Origin of the sequence: uncultured Nevskia sp. (assembly GCF_903885465.1) — a bacterium.
Taxonomy (GTDB): Bacteria; Pseudomonadota; Gammaproteobacteria; order Nevskiales; family Nevskiaceae; genus Nevskia.
In genome coordinates this window covers 1-4,566 of record NZ_CAISIQ010000319.1, presented here as the reverse complement: position 1 = coordinate 4,566, position 4,566 = coordinate 1, and the positions used below count along the sequence as shown (strand labels likewise).

The following is a 4,566-nucleotide window of genomic DNA, read 5'->3' as shown; positions in this document are numbered from 1 at the left end:
GCCATCCGACCAGCGCCGGCCGGACATCATGCGGCCGGTGAACTCATCGATGATGATCACCTGATTGCCGCGGACGATGTACTCGACGTCCTTCTTGTACAGCTGATGCGCGCGCAGCAGCGCATTCAGATGGTGAACGAGCACGATGCGGCTGGCGTCGTACAGGCTTTCGTCTTCACCGAGCAGGCCCGCTTCGCGCAGCAGGTCTTCCATGCGCTCGTGTCCGAGTTCGGACAGATGCACCTGCTTGCCCTTCTCGTCGACGTGGAAATCGCCTTCCAGATCTTCTTCGGTCTTCTGCCGAGTCAGCTTCGGGATCAGCACATTGAGCTTGCGCCACAGCTCGGGATCATCGTCGGTCGGGCCGGAGATGATCAGCGGCGTGCGAGCTTCGTCGATCAGAATCGAGTCGACTTCGTCGATCACCGCGTAGTTCAGGCCACGCTGCACTTTCTCGTCGAGCGAGAAAGCCATGTTGTCGCGCAGGTAGTCGAAGCCGAATTCGTTGTTCTGGCCGTAGGTGATGTCGGCCTGGTAGGCAGCGCGCTTCTCTTCGTTGTCCTGACCGGAAACGACGACGCCTACGCTCATGCCGAGGAAGCGGAAGATGCGGCCCATCCACTCGGAATCGCGCCGGGCGAGATAGTCATTGACAGTGACCACATGCACGCCCTTGCCGCTCAGTGCATTGAGATAGGTCGGCAGGGTGGCAACCAGCGTCTTGCCTTCACCGGTGCGCATTTCGGCGATCTTGCCTTCGTGCAGCGCGGCACCGCCGATCAGCTGCACATCGAAGTGCCGCATGTTCATCACACGGCGGCCGGCTTCGCGGACCACGGCAAAGGCATCGGCGCGCAGCTGATCGAGCGTTTCGCCTTTCGCCAGCCGTTCGCGCAGCACGACCGTCTGCTGGCTCAGTTCCTCATCGGACATCGCCTGGTACTTCGGCTCCAGCGCATTGACGGCGCTGACGACGCTGGACAGACGGCTAACGTTGCGTTGATTGCGGCTGCCGAAGATGCGCGCCAGAAAATTGTTGAACATGGATTCCGTAGTCTGGAAACGGCACGAGCCTGGACCCGTCCGGGGCGGACAGGGCAGCAATTATGCCTCAGGGGCTGGCTGCGATCGTCCGGGATGCAACGGTCAGGGCGATGACAGTCCGCCCTGCGAAGCATTGGCGCGACGGGGCGGCTTTCAATAGCAGCGCCCCATTTCCTTCGAGGGTCGACCGATCAGTGCGTCGCGTCGAGGTACTGGCCCGGGTTGACGACGTTGCCGTTCATGACCAGTTCGAAGTGCACATGCGGGCCGGTCGAGCGACCGGTCGAACCGATCAGCGCGATCGGCTGACCCTTGAGCACGCGATCGCCGATCTTCACCAGCAGCTTCGAGTTGTGGCCGTAGCGGGTGCGATAACCGTTACCGTGATTGATCTCGATCAGCTCGCCGTAGCCATTCGCGGTCGCCGCTTCGGTGACGATACCGCTGGCCACGGCATGAACCTGCGAGCCTTCGGCGGCTGCGAAATCGATGCCCGGATGCGTGGTCCGCAAGCCGGTGAACGGATCGGTGCGGCTGCCGTAACCGGAAGTGATGTAGCCGGAATCGATCGGCCAGCCGGAGGGCTTGACCTCGCGCTCGAGGCGGCTGGCGAGCAGCAGATCTTCCAGCACGCGCATCTGCCGTTCGCGATCGCCGAGGGTTTTCTGCAGGCGATCGAGCGAGCCGATTACGTCTTCGAGCACCGCCGGCGTGCCGAAGGCCTCGGTTTCCGGGCCGCCGACGGCGGGCGGGCGATCAAAACTGAATTCGGAAGGATCGATGTTGGCGATCTGGGTCATGCGCGTGCCGGCGGCATCGAGCCGGATCACATGCGCCTGCAACTGGGCGATGCGGCGCGCCAGCGCCCTGGCATCTTCCTCGGCCTTGCCCTTGACCTGAGCCAGTTCGTCACGCTGCTGGGAAAACTCGGTACTCCAGACACCGGCGATGCGCTTCGGCAGCAGGCCGCGATCGGACTGCAGATTCATGCCGGCGACGAAGGTCAGGCCCAGCACTCCGATCACCACGGCCGCCAGTGGCAGCCAACCCCAAACACGACGCGCTTCCAGGCGCAGTCGCCAGGTTCGGCCCTGGCTGTGGCTTACGACGATAATATCCATGCAACGCTTCACCCACGATTACGGCGGCAAACCATCCCATGCACGCTGACGATGACCGCCTAGGCGCACACCTGGTCCATCCTGACTCTCCGGTACAGGGCTTGCTGAGACAGGCGAGCCGTCTCGAAGGCATCCAGAAGATGCTTCGTGACTGGGCGCGCGAGCCGCTGGCGAGTTCCCTGCGTATTGCCAATGAACGGGAGGGCGTGGTGGTCGTTTATGTCGACTCGGCCGCTGCTCACACCCAACTCCGTTACCGCCAGCAAGAAATGCTTCAACTCCTGCGTCACGGCCTTGGCAACCCTTCCTTGAATCTTGAAATCAAGATGCGACCTGCATCACAGGGATGAAGGTTGAGCCGAGTCTAAGCGCGGCATGACGAACGGTGCAAGCGGGCTTCAGGCGAGGACGGGACTCGAACTACCGTAAAAACCGCTCGCCTTGTCGCCAACGTCGTCGAAAATCACTTCTTCCCACGCTGCCGGCTGGGCGAGCAAGGCACGCGCCAGCTTGTTGTTCAAGGCATGTCCGGACTTGAACGCGGTGTAGCTGGCCAGCAGCGGACGGCCAAGAAGATAGAGGTCGCCGACGGCGTCGAGAATCTTGTGCCGGACGAATTCGTCGTCGTAGCGCAGGCCGTCCTGATTCAGCACTCGGAACTCGTCGACCGCCACCGCGTTTTCGAGGCTGGCGCCCAGCGCCAGACGGCGCGAGCGCAGGAACTCGAATTCGCGCATGAAACCGAAGGTACGCGCCCGGCTGACTTCGCGGATGTAGGCACCGGTCGAGAACTCCACCGACGCGCTCTGCGCCGTCGAATTGATCAACGGATGATCGAACTCGATGTTGAAAGTCAGGCGAAAACCGTTGTAGGGCTCCAGCCGCGCCCACTTGTCGCCGTCGCTGACCTGCACCGGCGATTTCAGACGGATGAAGCGCTTCGGCGCGTCCTGCTCGACGATGCCGGCCGACTGCATCAGGAACACGAACGGGCTGGCACTGCCATCCATGATCGGTACTTCGGCGGCTGACAGTTCGACCAGGCAGTTGTCGATACCCAAGCCCGCGAGCGAGGACATCAGATGCTCGACAGTGGCGACCTTGACGCCATCCTCGATCAGATTCGACGACAGCGTGGTCTCGCCGATGCCCTGCGCCGTGGCGCGGACTTCACGCGGCGGATCGAGATCGGTACGACGAAACAGGATGCCGCTGTCCGGCGCTGCCGGCAGCAGCGCCATGTAGACCTTCTGACCGCTGTGCAAGCCGATGCCGCTGACGCGGACGGCTGAGCGAAGGGTACGTTGGCGGATCATCGACGGAGTCCGGATGGGGCGCCCGCGTGAGTCGCGGGTCGGAAAAGGATTGCTGCTCTGACCGGAATTTTACCACCGAGTTCCGGCCACCATCGCAGTGCAACATTTGCGCGTCCGTCGGGCCGCTGGAGCGGCGGCAAACGACGGCGACGAAGGCAGTACGGCGCGCGACTGGGCGAAGGTCGCGCGCCGCCTTTAATCGACGATGACGCAGGCTGACCGGGCGAAGGGCCAGCCTCACGTTGATCTACAGATCAGTCGGCTTGCGCGCGCAGGAAAGCCGGAATGTCGAGCATTTCCTCGTTGTAATCGAGCGCGGCAAACGCCGGATTGACGCTCGGACGCGCATTGCGCACCGGCGCGGCATGCGTCGATTCGTGCAGACGCGGCGCCCAGCTCGGCTCGGACTGCTGACGCAGCGGCGTCACCACACCACCGCGGCCACCGAGACCTTCGGTACCGAGCGGCGCGCCACTGACGCGCAGACGGGTCGCCAGCTGTTCCTGCGGCACCGCCTTGAGCGCAACACGCGAACCTTCGAGGCCGGTGGCGACGACGGTGACGCGCAGTTCGCCGCCCAGGGTCGGATCGAACGAGGTGCCGCACTTGATGTCGGCTTCGTTGGACGCGATCTCGCCGATGCGGTCGTTGATCAGCTCCAGTTCGTCGAGGGTCAGCGACTCGTCGCTGGTGATGTTGACCAGAATGCCGCGGGCGCCGGTCAGTTCCAGATCGTCAAGCAGCGGGCTGGACAATGCGGCTTCGACGGCCTTGCGGGCACGGTCTTCGCCGCTGGCAGAGCCGAGGCCCATCATCGCCATGCCGCGGTTGGTCATCACCGTTTTCACGTCGGCGAAATCGACATTCATCATGCCCGGGCGGGTGATCAGGTCGGAAATGCCCTGCACCGCGTTCTGCAGCACGTCGTTGGCGGCCTTGAAACCGGACAGCAAGGTGACCGCGCCGCCGAGCACGAGACGCAGCTTCTCGTTCGGAATCATGATCAGCGAGTCGACATGCTGCTGCAGCTGCAGGATGCCTTCCTGCGCGATCGCCATGCGCTACTTGCCTTCCTGCGGGAACGG

Annotated in this window: 4 protein-coding genes and 1 pseudogene; 1 reads left to right on the top strand and 4 read right to left on the bottom strand. The window is 63.3% G+C overall.

Annotation, left to right across the window (positions count from 1 at the left end):
* Together QZY06_RS12360 and QZY06_RS12355 are read right to left on the bottom strand one after the other, a co-directional pair.
* The coding region (locus QZY06_RS12360) for a DEAD/DEAH box helicase (RefSeq protein WP_367275630.1) at positions 1–1,044 on the bottom strand (1,044 nt) is incomplete at its 3' end.
* 191 nt (positions 1,045–1,235) lie between these two features.
* Positions 1,236–2,165, bottom strand: a complete 930-nt coding sequence (locus QZY06_RS12355; RefSeq protein ID WP_295684745.1) for a M23 family metallopeptidase — start codon at positions 2,163–2,165, stop codon at positions 1,236–1,238.
* A gap of 38 nt (positions 2,166–2,203) precedes the next feature.
* Here QZY06_RS12355 and QZY06_RS12350 point away from each other — a divergent pair, with 38 nt between their 5' ends.
* A complete protein-coding gene (locus QZY06_RS12350) occupies positions 2,204–2,515 on the top strand; it encodes a DciA family protein (protein WP_295684742.1) in 312 nt (103 codons plus the stop codon).
* Between the two features lie 48 nt (positions 2,516–2,563).
* On the opposite strand, the gene lpxC is transcribed toward QZY06_RS12350, so the two are convergent.
* Positions 2,564–3,481 (bottom strand): UDP-3-O-acyl-N-acetylglucosamine deacetylase, encoded by a 918-nt coding sequence (gene lpxC, locus QZY06_RS12345; RefSeq protein WP_293390524.1) that lies wholly within the window; start codon positions 3,479–3,481, stop codon positions 2,564–2,566.
* A gap of 539 nt (positions 3,482–4,020) precedes the next feature.
* Positions 4,021–4,566, bottom strand: a pseudogene (locus QZY06_RS22220) (cell division protein FtsZ); the annotation flags it as partial.